Source organism: Mesorhizobium sp. B2-1-3A, assembly GCF_006442655.1.
Classification (GTDB): domain Bacteria; phylum Pseudomonadota; class Alphaproteobacteria; order Rhizobiales; family Rhizobiaceae; genus Mesorhizobium.
Genome location: NZ_VFWK01000004.1, coordinates 575,078 through 593,866 on the forward strand (window position 1 = coordinate 575,078; position 18,789 = coordinate 593,866).

The window sequence follows — 18,789 nt, forward strand, 5'->3', positions numbered from 1 at the left end:
GGCTAGCCTCCTTCGCCCGGAAAGGATGGAATGCCTGACCGGCCCTGCGGCAAGACCATCAGCATCGCCTCTTCGTCCGGAGTTTCGTTGTTCTCGAGCAGTCGCAGAGCCGTGCGGTAGCCATTGAAGGTTCCGACATCGACATAGGCGCTGCCGGCTTTGGCTGCAGAGGCCTGGCCGCCAGCGGCGAGATAGGCGTTGACCAAGGTGCCGAAATACTCGTCGCGGCCATCCCGCTGGCGCCAAAGCGCGGCGAGCTGGTGGAAGATGTCGCCCGGCATCTTGAAAGCGCCCCAGATCCAATTCGACGCGGCGCCGCGCTGCTTGACCTGGATTTCTTTGACGCGGCCGTCCTGGTCGAGCACCACGGCATCGAAAAGCTCCGGCCGCTCCACCGGAAACAGCAGGAAGGACAGCTGGTCGTCGGGCAGGTGGCAGAAGCCGTCCTCGGGGAACCAGATGGTGTCCGGCAGGCCGACAAGAACCGTCTCGTCAGGCGCGACCAGCGGCGCGGCGCGGAATATCGCATCGCAGAGGCCGACCGGCGAGGGCTGAGTGACGAAGATCGCGGCCGCGCCTTCGTAGCCGGCGGAATAATATTCCAGGATGTCGGATTTGCCCGATCCGATGACGAAACAGATTTTGTCGACCCCGTTGCGCACCATGCGCCGCACCAGATATTCACTGACAGCGCAGGGACGCTCGGTCTGCCCGTCCATCCGGCTGCCGACCGGCAGCAGTTCCTTCGAAAAACCGAGCGGCTGGATGCGGCTGCCGCGACCGGCCGCAGGTATGATGCCCAACATCAGACAGCTTCCTTCATCGATACGTTCGCGGGGGCCTGCAAGGCGTCGTTCAGCATCCGGTCCAGTTCCGCCGCACGCAGTGCCGAGGTGTGTTCGCTGAGAACGCGCTCGCGGGCGCGGCTGCGGATGGGCCGGAGTTCGTCGTCCGGGAGGCTGAGCGCGGCAACGACATCATCCGTGGAATTGGCAAGCAGGATCTCGCTTCCCGGTTCGAAGAAAAGGTCCATGCCCGGCCAGTCATCGGAGATCACAGCTGCCCCGCACGCCGCCGCCTCGAACAGCCGGCCCGAAGGGCACCAGCCCGTCTGGGCCATCGCCTCGCGAGTGACGTTCAGCGTCAGGCGCGACGAGCAGAAGAAGGCGGGATGGTCGGCGGGCGGCAGATGCCTGACGAAGAATATGTTCTTGCTCCACGGAAATTCTGGCGGATACTGCGCCCCGCCGATGATGAAGCGCTGGTCTGGCAGACGGGCCGCAGAAGCGACCAGGAGTTTTTCGACGCCGGCCTGACGATCCGCCGCATAGGTTCCGAGATAAGACAGATCGGCGGCGAACTCTGCCCTTGGCTGGGCGGGGCGATGCCGGTCCGGGTCGACATGGCCATAAAGCGGCAGGACGTGGCGCGCGCCCAGGATATTTTTCAAGGCATCGAGGGCCGGCCCGCCAGTGTAGCTCAGCACCAGATCGAAATCGCGCAATCCTTCGGGGCCTAAGTAGGGCGGGTAGTCTCCGCGCACTGACCTTGCCAGGGTCACCGGTGTGTCGAGATCATAGAAAACCGTCAGCCCGCGGCAGCTTTGCTGTGCAAGCCGGGAAGCTTCGACCGCATCGGGACAATAGGAGGTGACAATGACGATATCGGCATGACGGATTTCGATCTCCGCAGCGTGCCGGATGTCCTCCCAACTCGGGTAGAGCACGACATTGCCGCCATCGAGCTGATGGAGATCCCTGGTGCCCGCGTAGTAAGGGGTGTCGTGCTCGAAGAAACTGATGGACCAGCCCAGCCGCGCCAATGAGCGGATGAGCCCACGCCAAAGTGTGGCATGTCCATTCCCCCAGGATGAGGTGACGGTGAGACCGAAAATGAGCATGCGCATTCGGCGACTCCGTCAGGCGCTTTCGTTCAGGCGGATCAGCTTGGAACCCCAGTCGCCATAGACGATCGTGGTGATCGAGGCGGGCTCGATATCGAAGCGGAAGCACTCCCCGAGCTGAAGCCCGAGCACTTTACAAACGGCGGCCTTGATGACGTCGGCATGGCTGATCAAGGCAACACACTGGTTCTGCGCGGTCTGGCGCACCGTATCCATGACCGCAACCACGCGCTGCTGGACATCCTGCATCGTCTCGCCGCTCGGCGTGCGCGCGCTTTGACGTTGACTGTTCCACATCTGCCAGGCGGCATCGCCATTCAACTCGTCGAACGTCTTTCCCGACCAGGCGCCGAAGTCGATTTCATCGAGCTCCTGGCAGATCGCGATCCTGTCGACGGCGCAGGCGATCGCCATAGGCTTGGCGGTTTCCAGGGTCCGCTCGCGCGGGCTGCTGCAGATCGCAGCCAGCGGTTCGCGCGCCATGCGGCGGGCCAGATGCAGGGCTTGCGCCTGGCCTGCCGCGCCGAGACAGACGCCGTCCATGCGACCGGCCAGATAGCTGCCGACATTGTCGTGCGCGGCGTGCCGGATCAGGAAGAAAGTCGTCGTCATTCCGCAGCGTCGAGCATCGGCTCGTCCCTGCCGGCGATGAAGTCGAGCGTGCGTTGACGGGCTTCGGCGTCGGTGAATTGTTCCGGTGGCGACTTCATGAAATAGCTGCAGGGGCCGGTCAGGGCTCCGGCAATTCCGCGGTCGAGAGCGAGCTTGGCGCAGCGAACGGCGTCGATGACGACACCCGCTGAATTGGGCGAATCCCACACTTCCAACTTGAGTTCGGCATTCAAAGGAACGCCGCCGAAGGTCGTGCCCTCGACACGTATGTAGGCCCATTTGCGGTCGGTCAACCAGGGAACATGGTCGCTGGGACCGACATGAATGTCGCCTGCCGCGAGGGGGACATCGATCTGGCTGGTGACGGACTGGGTTTTCGAGATTTTTTTCGATTCCAGCCGCTCACGTTCGAGCATGTTGAGGAAATCGGTGTTGCCGCCGAAATTGAGCTGGTAGGTGCGGTCGATGCGCACGCCCCGCTCACGGAAAAGGTTTGCCAGCATGCGATGCACGATTGTTGCCCCGACCTGGCTCTTGATGTCGTCCCCGACCAGCGGCAGTCCGCGCTCCTCGAAGCGCTGGCGCCACTCCGGTCGGGAAGCGATAAAGACGGGTATGCAGTTCACGAAGCCGCATCCTGCTTCGAGCGCGCATTCGGCATAAAAGCGAGTCGCTTCTTCCGATCCGACCGGCAGGTAAGACACCAGAACATCGGGCTCGCTTTGCCGCAGCCGGGCAACGACGTCGATGACCGGTTGCTGCGACTCTTCGATTTCGTCGCGCAGATATTTGCCGATCCCGTCCAGCGTCGGCCCGCGCTCGACACGAACACCGGACGGAGGCACGTCGGCAAAGCGGAAGGTGTTGTTGGGTGCGCTGTAGATCGCCTCGGCGATATCGCGCCCGACCTTGCCCTCCGCCACATCGAAGGCGCAGACGATCTCGATGTCATCGACGTGGTAGCCGCCGAGATCGGCATGCATCAGCCCGGGTATCGGCTCGTTGCTCTTGGCGTCGCGATAGTAGGTCAGGCCTTGCACCAGGGAGGATGCGCAATTGCCGATGCCAACGATGCCGATACGAACTTTCTTCGATGCCACGAAACCGCTGCCTCTGCTGCTTAAAGGTAAGTTCCTTGGCGCCGAACCGTGAGCGGCCCGGAATGTTCCTTTGCAGTGCCCAAAAATTGCGTTGCCGGATTGCGGATCGAAAATGCAGCTTCCGCGTTGGCGGCCAGACAGCAAGGCAGGGTGATGATCGTCTTCGGTGACCACAAGCAGAAGTGCCGCGCCGGCCGGCTCGCCGAGGCCGCCAGCACGGCTGCGACCAACATCGGCGGGATGCCGCCGGGCCTTGAGCGGCATTCCGCCCTGGTCAGGCTCTTCGTCCACGTCTCCGAGCTGGTTCAAGGTCTTGCGGATGCGGAGTTCGAGGTCGCAGGCGTTGACCGAAATTCACCTTCGCAGCAATGCGGCGCACAAATTCTGGTTGCGCTGGCCTCAGAGGTGGCGCGGTCCTGGCGAAGCGGATTTGCCTCTGCCGGTCCAATTGATTGTGACGTCTCGGAGATGTTGGCCAAACTGGATCGCCAGGCCGAGATCACTGCGGGCGCGGCTGAAGGCTACGCCCATTATGCGCTCTATCCCGAAACCTATCTTGCCGCAGCGCAACAGTCCGCCCTCGGCGCCAACACATGCGTCATCGGCATCCGCAGCATTGGTCTGGGGCTTGCCGCGATGGTCGCCGCCGCACTCGGCGCGCCACCGCCCGTTAGTGTGCGGCCGGTCGGGCATCCGTTCGCCCGGCGCATCTCCGCCGCGCCTGATCTGATAGGCCGCTGGCTTCTCGGTCCGGCGGCCAACTATGCGGTGGTCGACGAAGGTCCCGGTCTGTCCGGCAGCTCGTTCCATGCCGTTGTAAGCTGGTTGCTTCATCAGGGCGTCGATCTCGAACGCATCCATCTGTTCCCGAGCCATCGAAACGGCCCGGGCGGAAAAGCAACTGAAGACATCCTCGCCACCTGGTCCCGCTGCCGCATCCACTGCGTGGATTTCGAACACACGTTCGATGGCGGGACGGCTGCGAAACTCGCCGACTGGGTGGGCAAGCTTCTGGCCGCCCCCGATGTTCAACTTCACGAGATATCCGGTGGCGCGTGGCGCCATCACCTATCTTTGCCGCCAAGGCAGTGGCCCCCGATTTTTGCCGGCTTCGAACGACGCAAATTTCTGGCTTCAGCCGGGGCAGGGCGTTGGCTGGTCAAATTCGCCGGGCTCGGCGAGAGTGGAGTGCAAAAGCTGCGCACAGGCAGATTGCTTCATGAGTCCGGGTTCGGACCGCCCGTCGCAGGTCTCTGCCACGGCTTCCTGGTCGAGTGCTGGGTCGAGGCGAACAGGTTGCACGGCGCCGATGTATCCAGAGAAAGGTTCATCGCTTGGCTCGGGCGCTATCTCGGTTGGCGCGGCGTCCATCTCCGGACGTCCGCGACCGGTGCTGCGCCCGATGCGTTGGCATCCATGGCCGTGCAGAATTGTGGCGAGGCGTTGGGGGTAACCAAAGCGGCTGAACTGCGTCACTGGTTCGACGCCCGACCGCTGCGGCAATCTCTACGTCGAGTGCAGATCGATGGGCGTCTGCACCCATGGGAATTCCTTTACTGCCCCGACGGTAGACTGCTCAAGACAGACGCTCTCGATCACTGTCGGTCACACGACCTTATCGGCTCTCAGGGCATTGAATGGGACATCGCCGGCGCCGTTGTCGAATATGATCTTTCGGACGCCGAGCTGCTCCATCTGACGGTATGCGCGGAGGCTGCAATGAATCGCGCAGTCGATCGCGAATTGTTGAGCTACATGCTGCCCTGCTATCTCGCTTTCCAATTGGGATTGTGGACTATGGCCGACCAGGCTGAAACCGGTGAGAGCGACCGATTGCGGCCTCTCATCGAGCGCTATCAGTCGCGTCTGTCCCGCTTTCTGGAGCAGACGACACAGTGAAGCCGCCACCGCTCAATCGAGCTTGCGCAGCATATCGGCTTCCTGCTCCAGAATAGCGGCAATTTCATCGCGACCCATATGCGTCATCATCAGGCTGACGCAGCATTCCAGATAGGTGATGGAAGCGCGGCGCAAGTACGCTGCCGTTTCCTCGGCTGCGAGCTGATCGATGTCCTTGACACTTCGCTTTGGTTGCACCGCTTTCTTCTCCCTGCCGGTTGCCGCACCAAACCGGCAGGTCTGCCGGATGTTCCCATGTCCGGCGAAAAGGAGGACGCCCGAACGGCGTTCTCACACCGAAAGGTTTTGCGCCTTACCCGCAACCGTTTTTTTCACGGCGGTGATCGGCTCGATCATGCCGTCGTCCAGGTCGGCGAAATAGGCGATGGTCGGCAGCAAGCCTTCGCGCAGTGGCACCTTTGGCCGCCAGCCGAGCAGCGTTTTGGCCCGTGTAATGTCGGGCCGCCGTCGCCGCGGGTCGTCCTGCGGCAGGGGCAGGAAAGTCAACGTCGACCGTGTGCCCGTCATTTCGCGGACCAGGTTTGCGAGCTCAAGAATGGTAAACTCCCCCGGATTGCCCAGGTTGACGGGCTGGCGCGGATTGGGGTCGACCTCCATCAGGCGCAGCAGTCCCTCCACCAGGTCTGTGACGAAGCAGAACGACCTCGACTGGCGACCATCGCCGAAAATCGTCAGCGGCCGCCTTTCGAGAGCCTGCATGACCAGATTTGAGACGATGCGGCCGTCGGCCGGGTCCATTCTCGGACCATAGGTGTTGAAGATCCGGGCAACGCGGATATCGGCCCGGTCCGCCCGCAGATAGTCGAAGCAGAGCGTTTCCGCGGTTCGCTTGCCCTCGTCGTAGCAGGCGCGCGGCCCGGTGCAGTTGACGTGGCCGAGATAATCCTCGTTCTGCGGATGCTGTTCGGGATCGCCATAGACCTCGCTGGTCGAAGCCTGGAGGAAACGGGCGCCTTTTGCGACGGCAAGTTCCAGGAGATTGAGTGTGCCGATCACACAGGTGCGCGTGGTGTGAACCGGATCTGCCTGGTAGCGGGGCGGCGACGCCGCACAAGCCATGTTGAAGATGCGATCGACGGGCTCATCGAGCGTGACCGGCTGGCAGACATCCTGCTTGACCAAGCGAAAACGCGGCCGCCCGATCATCGCATTTATGTTCTCGAGCCTGCCGGTGAGAAAGTTGTCGAGGCAGATCACCCTGTGACCACTTTCGAGCAAGGTCTCGCACAAATGCGAACCGAGGAAGCCGGCGCCGCCGGCAACAAGTACCGTCAGCCTTTGCGTCTTTCTGGATTGCCGCATTGCCTTTGTCTCCTGTCTGCCTGTCATGCTGCACTTTCCACGTCCCGGTCGAGCACCGGACGTGCCTGATTTGGCTGCCTCAGCGCGGAAATGAATTCGCGTGCTCGCGCAGCCCCCGTGTGTTCGGCCAGGACAATCGCCTGGGCCTGCCTGGCCGTGTCCAACCTTGCCCGGTCGGATTTTCCCTCCATGATTGCGAGGACGTCTTCGACCCTACCGGCCGTCTCAATCGCCGATCGCGGAAAAAAGCTGTCCAGCCCAGGCCAGCGGTCGCTGATGATCGGTGTAGCGCAGGCGGCGGCCTCGAACAGCCGCACGCTGGGTGACCATCCAGCCGCAATCATCGACGCGCGCGTGAGATTCAGCGTGTAGCGCTGGCTGCTGTAGAAGGCCGCGTGCTCGGCAGGCGGCAGATGGTCGATCCGCTCAACATTGTCGGGCCAGACGATGTCTGATGGATATTGCGACCCGGCGACGACAAAGCGTCGCTTCGGTAGCCTGCGCGCCGGCTCGATCAACAGAGTTTCCAATGCTTGCTGCCGGTCCGCACTGTAGGTGCCGAGATAACCGAGGTCCCATCGAATGGCGGTTTCGACTCGATGGTGGCGCTTGGGATCGACTGAGCAATAGAGCGGCTCGGCACGCCGCGCGCCGAACTCCGACTTCAGGCGCTCAAGCGTCGGGCCGCCGGCAAAGGAGAAATAGCAATCAAAATAAGGGACCTGACGACGGACCAGATAGTCGCAATCGTTCTGCGCGAGCTTGGCTAGGGTCACCGGTGTATCGATGTCGTAAAAGCAGAACCGCCCCGTGCACAACGAGCTCAAGCTGTCGATTACACTTATCCCTTCGGGAACGAAAGATCCTACCACCACAATGTCGGCCCGCTGCAGCTCTCGGTCGTAGCTGCGGCGCAATTCATCGACGGTGTCGTAGTAGCGCAGGGTGCAAAAATCGGGGTCGCGCAGATCCCGGTGGTGTGCATACCATGGCACGTCGCGCTCGAGAAAAGTGACGCGATGGCCGAGCTCGTTCAGGCCCCTTAGCAATCCGCGAAAGGTTGTGGCATGTCCGTTGCCCCAGGACGACGACAGGGAAAGGCCAAGGAACACGATGTCGAGTTGCGTCTTCATTCCGCCGCCTCCGCCTTTTCGCTTTCGAAATGCCGCCTGAAGATGGCGTCCACCAGTTCAGCCCGCAGTGTGTAGGTATGATCGGCAAGAACGCGGCGCAGCGCCGCCGCGCCAATGGCTCGGGCTCTCGACGGCGAGAGCGTGCGCATGATCTCGGCGACGTCGGCGCCGTCTCTTGCGACCAGGATTTCCTCGCCCGGCGTCAAGAAAATCTCGACGCCGAGCCAGGCGTCCGTCACCAGGCAAGCGCCGGCGCCGGCTGCTTCGAAAACGCGAGTCGCCGGCGAAAAGCCGTTGGCTGCCATGCTGTCGCGGCTGATGTTCAAGACCGCCTTGGGCGTGACGTTGAAGACGTTGTGGTCTCTCGTCCCGACATGGCCGATCCATGTGACATTGGACGGCAGCGGCTTGTCTCCCCAACCCGAGCCGCCAAGCAGGAAGCGATGGCCATCCAACGCCCGCGCCGGCTCGAGGAAGAACGCCTCGACGCGCGCCTCACGGTCAGGGAGCCGGTTGCCCAGAAAGGCGAGATCGCAGGCGAAGCGCGAATTGCTGGCGACGGGATGATGCGTCTCCGGGTCGAGCGCGTTGTAGATGGGGATACACTCGGCCGCGCCCAATGCCCGATATTCCCAGACCACCGGATCACCGCCGCCATAGGTCAGGACAAGATCGACCCTGGTTAGCGCCTCGTGCAGGGGATGATCCGGATCGTTGCGCAATTCATTGAGCGTGGCCGGCGCGTCGACGTCCCAGAACACCGTCAATGCATTGGGCCGCGCATGGTCCAGCACCGCACGCAGCAAGGCGTCATCCTCGAAGCCGACGCCGCTTGCCTTGACCACGATATCAGCCTGCGCGGCGCGTGCCGCGACCTGCATCAGCGCGTGCGGAGTGGCCTCGTAGACGACCACGGTGCACCAGTCAGGCGCTTCGATGTCGCGATGTTTCTGCCGGTCGAAGGCGTCAGGCTCGTAGAAGACAATATCGTAGCCGCGCTTGGCGAGCGCGTTGAGCAGCCCCCGATAATAGGTCGCCGCGCCGTTCCAATAGGACGAGAGCAGACTGGAGCCATAGAACGCGATTTTCATGCGGCGGCCTCCTTTGCCGGAATCTCTTTGGCCACGTGGCGATTGCCGCATCTGGCCAGAACGTCGAACAGTTCGTCGGCGCGGTGCCGGCATGTGTGCCGCGCCAGAATGGTTTCTATGCCGGATGCGGCCAGCGATCTTGCAAGCTCCGGATCGTTCACAATGTCGCGCAGGTGCTGGCGCATTTCGGCGCCGTCGCGCGCAAACAGGAAATCCCGGCCGGCGCGAAACAGCCCCTCGGCGTCCGACCAGGGCGCCGAGACAAGGGGAATGCCGCAAGCCAGCGCCTCGAACATGCGAATAGTCGGAATTCCCGGCAGGTTTTCCCGGTAGGGCCGGCGCGGAATGTGCATCGTGACGCGGTGACGTGCGAACGCCTTCGGCACGTCGGCATTGGCGATCCAGCCTTCATAACGCAGGCCTGCGTCGGCCACCGCGGCGAGAGCCTCCGGCGGATAGCGCACGCCGTGCACCGTTCCCGACAGGCCAAGCTCGCGCGCCGGCTCGATCAGGAATTCCGTGATCTCGGCGCTGCGCTCGTCATCGCCCCAATTGCCGATCCAGATCAGGTCCGATCCCGGAGGTATACCGGAGGATGGCTTGACCAATCGGTTGTCGGCCGCCTCATGCCAGGTGAAGACCCGTTTGCCCCACCCGGCGCGGAGATAGCCATCGCGCAAGGCCTCGCCGAAAACCAGAACGCCGTCATAGTGTTCGAGGTCCAAGGCCGAAATTGCTTGCGTTGCCGATACCGCCCGGTGGTGCGTGTCGTGGAAAAGAAGGGTGAAGTCGCCGCCATTGGCCCGCGCACGCCCAATGCGCGCGACGAGGTCGGGCTCCGTCCATTCGTGGACGATCACCACATCGGCGTCGGCGACCCAAGCCTCGTGATCGAAGGACGCGTCATAGGTCACAGGCATCAATTCCGGGAAATCCTTGCGGAAGCGCTCGATGGCAAAACGTCCTTGTTCGGCCAGGAGGTTGGAGCGGCTCCAGCCTTCCGCAGGCTCCAGCGCAATCACATGGTGTCCGCGCCCGACGAGTTCGCGCATGATGCCGCGCTGGAAATGCGCGTTGCCGTGGTTCCAGTCGGAGACGGCCGAATGGGTGTAGAATTGGAAATGCATGGCTAGCGTCCCGCGGCGGCCATGGCCGCCAGATCGTAGATTTCGCTCGTCGCGCCGGACTGGGCCGGCAGCGAGAACCTGCGAGCTCGGTCTGCCGCGTGCCTGCCGAGTTGACACCGCAACTCGTCGTCGCCGGCGAGCCGGGCGATGCACCCGGCAAGCCCATGGGCGTCGCGCGCTTCGAAGAACAGTGCTGCACCGTCCCAGAGCTCGCGGTAGGTGGGAATGTCGGCGAGCACCAGAGGCGTGCCGGACGTCGCGGCTTCAAGCACGGCAAGGCCGAACGGCTCGTAGATGGATGGCGACACGAAGATGCCCGCTTTCGCCATCATCCGGCGCACTTCGGCATAGCCGACCGGGCCAAGCGCGGTGCAATTGTCGAGACGGGCACGCTGTCCGTCGGAACCATTGAGCGACCCGGCCGCGTAGACCGGCCACGGCGCGATCGCTGCCGCCTTGTCGAGAGTATCGGCGTTCTTGCCCTCGTCCCACCAGCGCGCCGCGGCAAACACGAAGGTATCGCGTCCTTCGGCTGTGGAGCCGGGAAGGGCGCCATTGTGAACGACGGACAGTCTTGCGATGGGCCCATAGCAGGCCTGCAGCGCGCCGGCATGGCTTTGGCTCGGCGCAATAACGGCATCGGCCCGCTCGAAACCTGCTCTGTGTCGCTCCCGTTGCCAGACCCAGTCGCCTGCGATGACGTCACCGCGCACCGCATGCAGCCATGTCACCACGCAGGAATGCGATACAGCGACGATTGGGCACCGAAGCTCGAGACCAACTGCCTGCGTCGGCGCATTGAGGTGCACGAGATCGATAGCATGAGCGCTGACGAGCGCGTCGAGTTCTCCGGGCAGCCGGTCGAGATCGTTCTCGTTGCGGGTCATCCAGTCTGGCGGCGTCGTCAGCCATGCCAGCGTGGCAAAGGACCGCGCCTCAGCCGCCTGGTCTCGCGACGGCTCGGGTCCCAGCCCCGCCAGCACGATGCTGTTGCCCTCGGCTGCCATGGCGCGTGCCAGATCGAGCGAATAGCGCCACACCCCGCCAACGGCGTCGGTCGTCATCAGAATGCGCCGCGGATGACGGATCAATGACTGCAGCATGTCGCCTCCAACTCCGCCAGCGCACGTGGGCGTTTTTCCTGGATGTCGCTGAAGGTCTCGAATGAGGCGAGATAGTGCTCGTGAGCACGTTCCCAGGCTAGATCGTCGGGCTCACCCCACAGCTCGCGATAGCTGGGCGAACTCGGATACGGATAAAGCGGCACCGGCTCATTGGCCCAGACGCCATTGTCGATGAGGTGCTTGCGCCAATAATCCACCAGCGCCGGATCGTCCTCGATGACGCCGATCAGATTGGCTTGTACGAAGGGGACATGACGGCGGGCATCGACCAGCAGCGCAGCGAGTTCCTCGGTGCCCAGCCGGCAGCGCTTGGCCAGCATTTCGCGGCCTTCAACGGTGAGGCTTTCGAGGCCGGCTTCGATCGACACGCAGCCGGCCGCGCCCAGCAGCCTCAACAGCTCCGGTTTCCAGAGATCGATGCGGGTCTGCACGCCGAACTGGATGTCGCGCTCGACCAGCGCCTCCAGAAGGGCCTTCTGCGGCAGGAAGATCTCGTCGATGAAGTAGATATAGCCTACACCCTGCGCGATCAGCCCGTCGATCTCGGCGATGACAGCGTCATGATTGCGGCGACGATAGCCGTCGCGGAAATCGATCTTGGCACAGAAGCTGCAATTGTAGGGACAGCCCCGCGACGCCTCCACCTCGGCGCCGGCACGGTGCTGGTTCGCATCGAACCGATGGTGATGATGCGCATGGGCCGCGATCCACTCGGAGGGCCAGCGCAAGGCAGGGTGGTCGACGAAGCGGCTAGCATGTGTGCCGCCATTGGCGACGAGCGCGCCATCGGCGAGGTGTGCCGTGTGCGGAACGCTTTCCCAGTCGTGGCGTCGGGCGAGATCGGTAACGATCTCCTCGCATTCGCCTTTGACGACGATATCCACGCCGAGCTTGCGTAGCGTCGGCGCCGGCGTCGCCGACCCATGCGGTCCGACCGCGACGGTGCGGCCGCCGCGTCGCGCGAGATGGCGGAGGAATTCCGCCGGCACCCGCAGCTCCGGCGGCGCGCAGCGCCAGAACAGATAGGTCGGCGCGGTGGTCACGACGCTCATGTCGGGCGCGAAGGCTGCCACCCGCTCGGCAAGCATGGCGTTGTCAAGGTTTTGCAATTGCCCGTCCAGCATCAGCACCTCGTGGCCGTCCGCTTCCAGCATTGCCTTTGAATACCCGAGCTCCAACGGCAGATGCGGCTGGCGGCAGCCGAAATAGATGCTGTGTTCGTATGTCCAGCAGGGATTGACCAGGGCGACTTTCATGCAACATACCTCGCGGCTTCCGGGCCCGGCGCCAGACGATGCCGACGCAGCCAGTCGGCGAGGTCGCGAATGCCGTCTCGCCATGATAATTTCGCCCTCCAGCCGAGCGCGGATTCGATCTTGCGGGTATCGGCAACGAAGAACGGTTGGTCGCCGGTGCGTTCGCGGTCGTGGTGAACCGCGACTTTGCGGCCGGTCATGCTTGCGATCTCGGCCAACAGCATTCGCAGGCTAACAGCATTGCGCGGTCCGCCACCCAGGTTGAAGGCCTGGCCCTTGAGATGGTCGATCCTGGCAAGCACGCCGCGATAGGCTGAGACCGCATCGCTGACATGCAGGACGTCGCGCACCTGGCGGCCGTCGCCGTAAATGGTGATGGGGTGGCCGACGAGGGCGCTCAGCAGGAAATGCGCGACCCAGCCCTGATCCTCGGTGCCGAATTGGCGCGGTCCGTAGATGCAGCTCATGCGAAGCACCGCCGTGCGCAAGCCGTAGGACTTGGCGTAGTCGAGGACATATTGATCGGCCGCCCCCTTGGAACAGCCATAGGGCGTGCAGAAATCGAGCCCGACCGCCTCGTCGACGCCGTGGGCGCGGATGTCGTCGTCGCATGGCTCGTAGCAATCCCGCGCTTGCCGCACCGCGATTTGCGGCAATGCGCCATAAACCTTGTTGGTGCTGGCGAAAATCACCGGCGCGCCGGTCTGACGGGCGGCTTCCAGCACATGGAATGTACCCCTCAGATTGACATCGAGATCGTCGCCCGGGTCGACAAGGCTGGTGGTTACGGCCGTCTGCGCGGCGAGATGGAATATGGCCTTCGCGGAGGTCAGCGCGGACATCATCGCCTCTGCATTGCGCACATCGGCCCGTTCCACGGCAAGCAGATTGCCGTGTTTTTGCGCCAGCCATTGCAGGTTCTGCTCGACGCCGGGACGGCTGAGATTGTCGATGACCAGCACCGGTTCGCCATCCGACAAGAGGCTGTCGGCGAGATTCGAGCCGATGAAACCGCTGCCGCCGACGATGGCAATGGCAGTCTCGCGGAGATGGCTCATGAAACCAGTCCCCGCTCTTCCAATTCCCGCTTCATGTCAGCACCTCGGTCGATGGCGACGGTGTTGCGAACCCAGGCGACAAACTCGTCGAGTGAGTGTTCCAGCCGGTGTTCCGGTTCGAAGCCGAGCAATTCGTGCGCCTTTGAAATATCGGCAAAGCAGTTGCGGATATCGCCCGAGCGTGACTTGCCGAGGATTTCCGGCGACAGGCCGGGCTCGCCCATCGCCTCGGCGAGCAGGCGGGCGACCTCGCTGATCGTGTAGGAGCGGCCGCTGCCGACATTAATGGCGTGGCCATGCGCCTGACGCTGCTCCAGCGCCAGGCGAAAGGCGCGCGCGACATCGCGCACATGGACAAAGTCGCGCTTCTGCTCGCCGTCCTCGAAAATCATCGGCCGCTGTCCGTTCGCCAGGCGGGAGGCGAAATTGGCAAGCACGCCGGTGTAAGGGTTGGAAAGCGCCTGGCCGGCGCCGAAGACGTTGAAAAGGCGCAGCGCCACCGCGTCGATGCCGTAAGCCTGGCCGAAGATCAGCACGGCACGCTCCTGCGCGTATTTGGTCAGCGCATAGATCGAGGCGAGATCGGCCCGCTTCTCTTCGTCGGTGGGCACAGCCGCAAGCCTGTCTCCGCTGGTCGACAAAAGGTCCCATTGGCCGCTCTTGATGTCGCCGGCCTTGCGGCGCGCATCGTCGATGCGCCGGCCGTCCGCGGTTTCGTAGAGGCCCTCGCCATATATGCTCATCGAGGAGGCGACGACGACCCTTTCGACCGGCTGCTTGATCAATGCTTCCAAGAGGATCGCGGTGCCGAGATCGTTGGTGCCGACATAGCGGGCGATCTCGTACATGGATTGGCCGACGCCGACTTCGGCGGCCAGGTGGACGACCGCGTCGACATCCGACAACGCCTCGACCACGGCCTCGCGGTCACGGATATCGCCCTTCATCAACTCGGCGCCGGCGGGAAGAGTGACGGCTTCGGCGCCATGGACCTGCTCCAGCAGCGCATCCAGGATGCGCACCTCATAGCCATGGTCGACAAGCTCTTGGGCGACGTGGCGGCCAATGAAGCCGCAGCCTCCTGTAACCAGTATGCGTTTCACGATCACTCCTCTGATTTGGCTTGGGCAAGATCTGGCTTTGGCGCCCCGAACTGCCGGGCAAAAGGTTTGTTCCCTTGCTTCAACAAAGTTCCTTCGTCCGAGCGTGCAACCAGGCGGCGCAAAGCCCGGACGCAAAGCATTGGAACATTGCTCCTTCGCCGCTGTTAGGCGCTCATCGGCCGATGGCGAGAAAGGGAAAGCGATGTCCGAAGCGAAAAAGACAACCAATCACGACGAAATCCGCAATTGGGTGGAGGAGCGGGACGGCCGTCCCGCCGTTGTCCGCACGGGCGGCAAGGGCGGCATTCTGCGGATCGACTTCGGCGAGCCTGAAGACACGCTCGAACCGATCGAGTGGGATGAGTTCTTCCGCATCTTCGACGAGAACGACCTGGCTTTCCTGCACCAGGAAGAATCCGGCAACGGCGGACAGAGCCGCTTCAACAAATTCGTGGAGCGCAGCAACGCCACAAGCTGAGGCGCATCGGCCCAGCCACACCCACCATCATCGCCGGCGCAGCCGGCATTCAGCAGGAGTAAGACATGTCGGACAAATCAATTCCCGCCGGAACGTCGCGGCGCACCGTGGTTGGCGGCATGGCCGGCGGCATGCTTGCCGCGCTGGCAACGCCGGCGCAGGCGCAGCAGGCCAATGCGGCGGCTTCAGGCCCGGCCGCGGCGCCAGCCAAGCAGGATCCGACCAAGCAATACCCGCAGCCGCCGTTCAAGCCGCAGCAGCAGGAATGGCCGGGCCTCGCCTCCAAAATGGACCGACGGCCCGATCACGGCGAGGATAGCTACAAGGGATCCGGCCGGCTGGCCGGCCGCAAGGCGCTGATCACCGGCGGTGATTCCGGCATGGGCCGCGCCGCCGCGATCGCCTTTGCGCGCGAAGGTGCCGACGTCGCCATCGGCTACCTGCCGGCCGAAGAGCCCGACGCAAGGGAGGTGGTGCGGCTGATCGAGGCGGCCGGCAGGAAGGCGCTGCCGCTGCCTGGCGACATCCGCGAGGAAAGTTTCTGCCAAAAGCTGGTCGAGGATGCGGTTGCCGGCCTCGGCGGGCTGGATATTCTGGTCAGCAACGCCGCGCGTCAGCACCCGCAAAAAGAGCTCGCCGACATTACGACGGAAGCCTTCGACTGGACCTTCAAGACCAATGTCTACGCGATGTTCTGGATCACCAAAGCGGCGCTGAAGCATATGGGTGCGGGCTCGTCGATCATCATTACCAGTTCGGTCAACGCCTACGATCCGGACGAGGCGCTGATCGACTACGCCATGACCAAGGCCTGCGGCCAGAACTTCACCAAGAGCCTGGCCAAGCAGGTGGCCAAGAAAGGCATCCGCGTCAATGCCGTCGCTCCGGGGCCGATCTGGACGCCGCTGCAGCCAAGCGGCGGCCAGTTTCCAGAAGAGCTTCCGCAATTTGGCGCCGACAGCCCGATGGGCAGGCCCGGGCAGCCTGCCGAACTGGCCTCGATCTATGTGCTTCTGGCTTCGCAGGAGGATAGCTACGCGACCGGTCAGGTCTATGGCGCAGTCGGTGGTGGAGGCGGCCCCTGACCGCAAAAGAGCAGCGGCGCCGGACTTCGACGCCGCAGCGTCGGCTTTTTCTTAATCCAGCGGTTTGTCGATAGGGCGAGGCGTCGCCCCCGCCTGGCGAGGCCGGCCGGCATTGCGGTTAGCAACGCGGCTATCGAGCGGCGATTCGGATGCTTCCTGCGCGCCGGCGGTCTTGGGGGCCGTCGGCTTGGCGCCGTCATCGCTGTCTTCGGCGTCGCGGCGAGGGTGCGGCAGGCCATCGGCTCCGGGCGACCTAACCGGTGGTCTGTCGCTCTGTTTTGCCTGCATGGGCTTGTCCTTGGCCATACTCAATCTCCTTTCATCACCCGCATCAATCGGCCCCGTTGGCCAGGAGGTTCAGCCGTGCGGGCGCATCACCACTTTGATGCAGCCATCCTCCTTGTCGCGGAAGGTCTTGTACAGATCGGGCCCGGCGTCGAGGCCAGCTCGATGGGTTATGACGAAGGAGGGATCGATATCGCCATTCTGAACCTTTTGCAGCAGCGGCTCGAGATAGCGCTGCGTGTGGGTCTGTCCCATGCGAAACGTCAGGCCCTTGTTCATGGCGGCGCCGAACGGGATATGGTCTACGAGCCCGACGTAGACGCCGGGCACCGAGATCGTGCCGCCCTTGCGGCAGGAGTAGATGGCCTCGCGCAAGACATGCGGCCGGTCTGTGCCGAGATAGACGGCGGCCTTCACCTTGTCGAGCATGGCATCGAAGCTTGCGCCGGGATCGGACTCGGTGCCGACGCAATCGATGCAGCGATCCGGTCCGCGCCCATTGGTCATCGTCATCAGCGCGTCGTAGATGTCGGAGTTGCTAAAATCGAGTGTCTCCGCCCGGCCGTGCGTACGTGCCAGCGCCAATCGCTCCGGCACCTTGTCGATGGCGATGACGCGCCCGGCGCCCAGCATCCAGGCGCTCTGTATGGCGAATTGGCCTACCGGGCCGCATCCCCAGATGGCAACCGTATCGCCGTCCTCGATGCCGGCATTTTCCGCCGCCATGTAGCCGGTCGGGAAGATGTCTGACAAAAACAGCACCTGCTCGTCATCGATACCGTCGGGCACTTTGATCGGACCGACATCGGCGAAGGGCACGCGCAGATACTCGGCCTGGCCACCCCAGTAGCCACCGACGAGATGCGAGTAGCCGAACAGGCCGGCGGGCGATTGTCCCATGACTTTCGCCGCCTCCTTGGCGTTCGGGTTCGAGCGGTCGCAAAGCGAAAACAGCCCGCGCTGGCAGAACCAGCATTCGCCGCACGAGATGTTGAAGGGAACGACGACGCGGTCGCCTTTCTTGAATTTGGTGTGGCCGCGGCCGACTTCCACCACTTCTCCCATCGTCTCATGGCCCAGCACATCGCCCGATTTCATCGTCGGCATGTACCCGTTCATCAAATGCAGATCCGAGCCGCATATGGCGCAGCAGGTGACCTTGATGATGATGTCGCGATCATTCTGGATAGTCGGATCAGCCACCTGTTCGCAACGTATGTCGCCTTTGCCGTGCCAGGTCAGGGCCTTCATGTGCTGCTCCCTTTGGATGTGCTGGACAAGATCGATGAGGCCGAACTTGCCCCAAGGTGAAATGTTCCCGGCTCCGGCAAAGCCGCTCGGCTCAGTCCTTGGCGGCTGAGCCGGGTTCGGCCATGCCGCGGTGCTGCTCGGCCAAGGTGCCGGCCGGAGTGACGTGCGCTGCCGCCACCTGAAGCTTGTTTTTCCAGCCGCTGATCACCTGCTGCTCGCCGGCCAACATGGCCTCATAGCCGTCCTTGGCGACATCGGCGGGATTATCCTTCTCGGCGGTTCCGACCTTGGTGTCCATCATGTCGGCACGCTCGAAGAACCTTGTCTGTGTCGCGCCGGGCATCAGCACCGTAACGCTGACGCCGCTGTCCTTCAGCTCGTGGCGCAGAGCGACCGCGAAGGAATCGATAAACGCCTTTGTGCCGTTGTAAACGGCCTGGAAGGTGCCAGGCATGAAGCCGGCGATCGAGCCGGTAAACAGGATCCGGCCGCGTCCTTTACGCACCATGCGCTCGCCGAGCTTACGAGCAAGATAGACCGTGCCGGTGACATTGGTGTCGATGACGCGGCGGACCTGTGCCCAATCCTGGTCGACGAAGCCGCGCCCCAAGCCGCGCCCGGCATTGAGGAACAACAGGTCGATCGAGCGGTCGCCGATCGTCGCAATCAGCCGATCGGCGCCGTCCTCGGTCGCAAGGTCGGCCTCCACAGCTTCGACCGCCACATTGTGCGACTGAAGGGCCTCGGCAGCCTGGCGGATCGCCGGCTCGTCGGCCACGACGATCAGGTCATAGCCGTCCTTGGCGCAAAGTTTGGCGAGCTCCCTGCCGATTCCGCTTGAAGCGCCGGTTACAACGGCAAGCTTGGCGTCGTCCATTCGATCCTCCGATAATCAAAACAGTTCAGAACAGCGGCCGAACTAACGCAGGGCGCGGATGTTCCCTTCGACATTGCTTGTTAT

General features: G+C 63.3%; 19 protein-coding genes. 3 read left to right on the forward strand and 16 right to left on the reverse strand.

Going from position 1 to position 18,789, the window contains the following annotated elements:
* Positions 1–2: 2 nt before the first annotated feature.
* From FJ977_RS18505 to FJ977_RS18520, 4 genes are read right to left on the reverse strand one after another with little or no spacing between them, the layout of a single operon-like run.
* The gene (locus FJ977_RS18505) at positions 3–806 is read right to left on the reverse strand and encodes a nucleotidyltransferase family protein (protein WP_140773667.1); all 804 of its coding nucleotides are present in this window, start codon (positions 804–806) and stop codon (positions 3–5) included.
* Entirely contained in the window at positions 806–1,906 is a 1,101-nt protein-coding gene (locus FJ977_RS18510) for a glycosyltransferase (protein WP_140773668.1), read from the reverse strand. The genes FJ977_RS18505 and FJ977_RS18510 overlap by 1 nt, the downstream gene beginning before the upstream one ends.
* Before the next feature lie 12 nt (positions 1,907–1,918).
* A complete protein-coding gene (locus tag FJ977_RS18515; RefSeq protein ID WP_140773670.1) occupies positions 1,919–2,515 on the reverse strand; it encodes a histidine phosphatase family protein in 597 nt (198 codons plus the stop codon).
* Positions 2,512–3,615: an inositol-3-phosphate synthase gene (locus FJ977_RS18520; RefSeq protein WP_140773672.1), complete on the reverse strand. Its 1,104-nt coding sequence runs from the start codon at positions 3,613–3,615 to the stop codon at positions 2,512–2,514. The genes FJ977_RS18515 and FJ977_RS18520 overlap by 4 nt, the downstream gene beginning before the upstream one ends.
* Before the next feature lie 48 nt (positions 3,616–3,663).
* Here FJ977_RS18520 and FJ977_RS18525 point away from each other — a divergent pair, with 48 nt between their 5' ends.
* Positions 3,664–5,514, forward strand: a complete 1,851-nt coding sequence (locus FJ977_RS18525; protein WP_246683158.1) for a hypothetical protein — start codon at positions 3,664–3,666, stop codon at positions 5,512–5,514.
* Between the two features lie 12 nt (positions 5,515–5,526).
* Here the strand turns inward: FJ977_RS18525 and FJ977_RS18530 are convergent, their stop codons facing one another.
* The 9 genes from FJ977_RS18530 to FJ977_RS18570 form a co-directional block, all read right to left on the reverse strand.
* Positions 5,527–5,712 (reverse strand): hypothetical protein, encoded by a 186-nt coding sequence (locus tag FJ977_RS18530; protein ID WP_140773674.1) that lies wholly within the window; start codon positions 5,710–5,712, stop codon positions 5,527–5,529.
* A gap of 93 nt (positions 5,713–5,805) precedes the next feature.
* Complete coding sequence (locus FJ977_RS18535; RefSeq protein WP_140773676.1) at positions 5,806–6,837, reverse strand: UDP-glucuronic acid decarboxylase family protein; 1,032 nt, start codon at positions 6,835–6,837, stop codon at positions 5,806–5,808.
* A gap of 23 nt (positions 6,838–6,860) precedes the next feature.
* Positions 6,861–7,970 (reverse strand): glycosyltransferase, encoded by a 1,110-nt coding sequence (locus tag FJ977_RS18540; RefSeq protein WP_140773678.1) that lies wholly within the window; start codon positions 7,968–7,970, stop codon positions 6,861–6,863.
* Positions 7,967–9,061 (reverse strand): glycosyltransferase, encoded by a 1,095-nt coding sequence (locus FJ977_RS18545; protein ID WP_140773680.1) that lies wholly within the window; start codon positions 9,059–9,061, stop codon positions 7,967–7,969. Before FJ977_RS18545 ends, FJ977_RS18540 begins: the two co-directional genes overlap by 4 nt.
* Positions 9,058–10,188, reverse strand: coding sequence for a glycosyltransferase (locus FJ977_RS18550; RefSeq protein ID WP_140773682.1), 1,131 nt, complete (start codon positions 10,186–10,188; stop codon positions 9,058–9,060). Before FJ977_RS18550 ends, FJ977_RS18545 begins: the two co-directional genes overlap by 4 nt.
* A 2-nt stretch (positions 10,189–10,190) precedes the next feature.
* Entirely contained in the window at positions 10,191–11,291 is a 1,101-nt protein-coding gene (locus tag FJ977_RS18555; protein ID WP_140773684.1) for a glycosyltransferase family 4 protein, read from the reverse strand.
* Complete coding sequence (locus FJ977_RS18560) at positions 11,276–12,568, reverse strand: TIGR04295 family B12-binding domain-containing radical SAM protein (RefSeq protein WP_140773685.1); 1,293 nt, start codon at positions 12,566–12,568, stop codon at positions 11,276–11,278. Before FJ977_RS18560 ends, FJ977_RS18555 begins: the two co-directional genes overlap by 16 nt.
* The gene (locus FJ977_RS18565; protein WP_140773686.1) at positions 12,565–13,626 is read right to left on the reverse strand and encodes an NAD-dependent epimerase/dehydratase family protein; all 1,062 of its coding nucleotides are present in this window, start codon (positions 13,624–13,626) and stop codon (positions 12,565–12,567) included. The genes FJ977_RS18560 and FJ977_RS18565 overlap by 4 nt, the downstream gene beginning before the upstream one ends.
* A complete protein-coding gene (locus FJ977_RS18570) occupies positions 13,623–14,729 on the reverse strand; it encodes an SDR family NAD(P)-dependent oxidoreductase (protein ID WP_140773687.1) in 1,107 nt (368 codons plus the stop codon). Before FJ977_RS18570 ends, FJ977_RS18565 begins: the two co-directional genes overlap by 4 nt.
* Before the next feature lie 202 nt (positions 14,730–14,931).
* Here FJ977_RS18570 and FJ977_RS18575 point away from each other — a divergent pair, with 202 nt between their 5' ends.
* Entirely contained in the window at positions 14,932–15,207 is a 276-nt protein-coding gene (locus FJ977_RS18575; RefSeq protein ID WP_140773956.1) for a hypothetical protein, read from the forward strand.
* A 65-nt stretch (positions 15,208–15,272) separates the two neighbouring features.
* Positions 15,273–16,292 (forward strand): SDR family oxidoreductase, encoded by a 1,020-nt coding sequence (locus tag FJ977_RS18580; RefSeq protein ID WP_140773688.1) that lies wholly within the window; start codon positions 15,273–15,275, stop codon positions 16,290–16,292.
* A 51-nt stretch (positions 16,293–16,343) separates the two neighbouring features.
* Here FJ977_RS18580 and FJ977_RS18585 read toward each other — a convergent pair whose 3' ends face one another.
* From FJ977_RS18585 to FJ977_RS18595, 3 genes are all read right to left on the reverse strand, one after another.
* A complete protein-coding gene (locus FJ977_RS18585; RefSeq protein WP_140773689.1) occupies positions 16,344–16,598 on the reverse strand; it encodes a hypothetical protein in 255 nt (84 codons plus the stop codon).
* Positions 16,599–16,649: 51 nt separating this feature from the next.
* Positions 16,650–17,828, reverse strand: coding sequence for a zinc-dependent alcohol dehydrogenase (locus FJ977_RS18590; protein WP_140773690.1), 1,179 nt, complete (start codon positions 17,826–17,828; stop codon positions 16,650–16,652).
* Positions 17,829–17,919: 91 nt separating this feature from the next.
* Positions 17,920–18,705 (reverse strand): SDR family NAD(P)-dependent oxidoreductase, encoded by a 786-nt coding sequence (locus tag FJ977_RS18595; protein ID WP_140773691.1) that lies wholly within the window; start codon positions 18,703–18,705, stop codon positions 17,920–17,922.
* Positions 18,706–18,789 lie beyond the last annotated feature (84 nt).

Bases quoted from the DNA above. Each gene is read 5' to 3' on its own strand.
- FJ977_RS18555 (WP_140773684.1), bottom strand. From the start codon at position 11,291: ATGCTGCAGTCATTGATCCGTCATCCGCGGCGCATTCTGATGACGACC.
- FJ977_RS18540 (WP_140773678.1), bottom strand. From the start codon at position 7,970: ATGAAGACGCAACTCGACATCGTGTTCCTTGGCCTTTCCCTGTCGTCG.
- FJ977_RS18575 (WP_140773956.1), top strand. From the start codon at position 14,932: ATGTCCGAAGCGAAAAAGACAACCAATCACGACGAAATCCGCAATTGG.
- FJ977_RS18590 (WP_140773690.1), bottom strand. From the start codon at position 17,828: ATGAAGGCCCTGACCTGGCACGGCAAAGGCGACATACGTTGCGAACAG.
- FJ977_RS18580 (WP_140773688.1), top strand. From the start codon at position 15,273: ATGTCGGACAAATCAATTCCCGCCGGAACGTCGCGGCGCACCGTGGTT.
- FJ977_RS18595 (WP_140773691.1), bottom strand. From the start codon at position 18,705: ATGGACGACGCCAAGCTTGCCGTTGTAACCGGCGCTTCAAGCGGAATC.
- FJ977_RS18535 (WP_140773676.1), bottom strand. From the start codon at position 6,837: ATGCGGCAATCCAGAAAGACGCAAAGGCTGACGGTACTTGTTGCCGGC.
- FJ977_RS18560 (WP_140773685.1), bottom strand. From the start codon at position 12,568: ATGAAAGTCGCCCTGGTCAATCCCTGCTGGACATACGAACACAGCATC.
- FJ977_RS18565 (WP_140773686.1), bottom strand. From the start codon at position 13,626: ATGAGCCATCTCCGCGAGACTGCCATTGCCATCGTCGGCGGCAGCGGT.
- FJ977_RS18545 (WP_140773680.1), bottom strand. From the start codon at position 9,061: ATGAAAATCGCGTTCTATGGCTCCAGTCTGCTCTCGTCCTATTGGAAC.
- FJ977_RS18510 (WP_140773668.1), bottom strand. From the start codon at position 1,906: ATGCGCATGCTCATTTTCGGTCTCACCGTCACCTCATCCTGGGGGAAT.
- FJ977_RS18505 (WP_140773667.1), bottom strand. From the start codon at position 806: ATGTTGGGCATCATACCTGCGGCCGGTCGCGGCAGCCGCATCCAGCCG.
- FJ977_RS18585 (WP_140773689.1), bottom strand. From the start codon at position 16,598: ATGGCCAAGGACAAGCCCATGCAGGCAAAACAGAGCGACAGACCACCG.
- FJ977_RS18515 (WP_140773670.1), bottom strand. From the start codon at position 2,515: ATGACGACGACTTTCTTCCTGATCCGGCACGCCGCGCACGACAATGTC.
- FJ977_RS18550 (WP_140773682.1), bottom strand. From the start codon at position 10,188: ATGCATTTCCAATTCTACACCCATTCGGCCGTCTCCGACTGGAACCAC.